Here is a 1,737-nt window from a genome sequence, read left to right as displayed (position 1 = left end):
TCCTTTCCTTCTTTTTCTCTTTTCTTTTTTTTTCTTTTCCTTTCCTTTTTCCAGCATCATCTGCCCCTTCATCTTCCTTCCGCCCCACCCGTCCTCTTCCTTGTCGTTTCCTCCCTCCCTCTCCCCTCTCTTTCTCTCCCCCCCCTTCTCCTTCCCTCCTCTTCCTCCTTTCCTTCTCTTTCCCCTCCCTCTCCCCTCCCCTTTCCTCCCCCCTTTTCCCTCCTCCCCCCCTCTCCCCCTTCTTCTTCTTCCTTTCTCTTTTTCTCTCCTTCTCTTTCCTTTTCTTTTTTTTCTTCCCTTCTTCCTTTTTTTTCCTTCCTTCTTCCTCCTCTTTCACCTTCCTCCTCTCTTTTCCTCTCTCTTCTCCGCCTTTTCTTTCACTTCACCCTTCCTCCTTTCTTCCACTCCCCCCCCCCCCTCTCTCTCCTCTCCCCTCCCTCTTCCTTCCTTCCTTTCTCCCTCCTCCCCCTCCCCTCCTCCCTCTCCCTCCCCCTCCCCCTTTCTCCCTCCTCCTTTCCCCCCTCCCCTCCCTCCCTTCCCTCCCTCCCCCTCCCCCTTCTTCCTCTCCCTCTCCCTCCCTCCCCTCCTTCCTCTCTCCCTCCCTCCTTCCTCCCCTCTCTCTCCCCTTTCTCCCTCTTTTTCCCTCTCCCTTTCCTCTCTTTCTCTTCCCCCTCCCTTCTTCTCTTTTTCTTTCTCCCTTTCTTCTCCTCCTCCTTTTTTCTTTTCCTCCCTTTCCCTCTTCTCCTCCCCCCTTCCTTCCCCCTTCACTCCCCTCCCTCCCGCCCTTTTCTTCTCTTTCTCCCCTCCCTTCCTCTTCTTCTTCTCTTTCTCCCTCCCTCTTTCTTTTTTTTTTTTTTTCCCCCTTTTCTTCCTTCCTCCCTTCTTCTTTTCTTTCCTTCTTCTCCTTTCCTTCCCCCTTTCCCCCTCCTTTCTCCCCCTTCTTCTTTTCCTTTTTTTCTTTTTCCTCCTTCTCTCTTTTCTTTTTTCTCTTTTTTTTCTTTTTTCTTTCCTCTTCTTCCCTCCTCCTTCTTTCCTCCCCCTTCCTCTCCTTCTCCTTTCGTCCCCCTCCTTTTCCTCTCTCTTCTCCCTGTCCTCCCCTTCTTCCTTGCTCGCCCTATCCCGTTCTTTCTCTCCCTCCTTCTCCCCCTCCTCTTCCCCCACCCTTCCCATCTCCCTCCCCTCCTCCCCCTCCCGTCCTTTCCCTTTCCCCCCCCCTTCCTTTCCCCCCTTCCCTCCCTTCTTTCTCCCTCTTCCCCTCTTTCCTCCTCCTTTCTTTCTTTCCCCTTTTCTCCCCTTCCCTCTTCTTTTCCTCTCCTCTTTTTTCTTTTTTTCCTTTTTTTCCATCTTTTTTCTCTCTCCCCTCTTCCCCTCCTTCCTCCCCCTCCCCCCCCTCCTCCCCCCCTCCTCCTCTTCCTTTCCTCTCCCTTTCTCCTCCCCTTTTCTCTCTCTCCCTCCTCCCTCCCCTTCCTCCCTCTCCTTCCTCTTTTCTTCTCCTCTCTCTCTTCCTTCCTTTCCCTTTCTTTCCATCCTTTCCTCTTTCTTTCCCCCCTTTTTTTCCCTCCTTTCTTTCCTTTTCTCCCCTTTTTCTTCCCCCTTTCTTTCCTTTCTTTCCTTCCACTTCTCCCCCCCCTTTCTCCTCCCTCTCCCTCTCCCCCTCCTTCCTTTCCTTCTCTCTCCTCCCTCCTTTTTCCTTCTCCCTCCTTCCTTTCTCGTTTTTCTCTTCCTTCCTTCCCTCTC

General features: G+C 52.6%; 2 protein-coding genes. Both read right to left on the bottom strand.

Annotated elements, in window-relative coordinates:
• The coding region (locus CK228_RS36530; RefSeq protein WP_179296135.1) for a hypothetical protein at nucleotides 1–337 on the bottom strand (337 nt) is incomplete at its 3' end.
• Nucleotides 334–1,737 (bottom strand): hypothetical protein (locus CK228_RS36525; RefSeq protein ID WP_179296134.1); only part of this gene is annotated, 1,404 nt, incomplete at its 5' end. The genes CK228_RS36530 and CK228_RS36525, both read right to left, overlap by 4 nt.

It is taken from the genome of Mesorhizobium sp. WSM4312, from assembly GCF_002294875.1.
GTDB lineage: Bacteria > Pseudomonadota > Alphaproteobacteria > Rhizobiales > Rhizobiaceae > Mesorhizobium.
The sequence above is the reverse complement of the archived record's forward strand: the minus strand, read 5'-3'. Positions and strand labels throughout refer to the sequence as shown.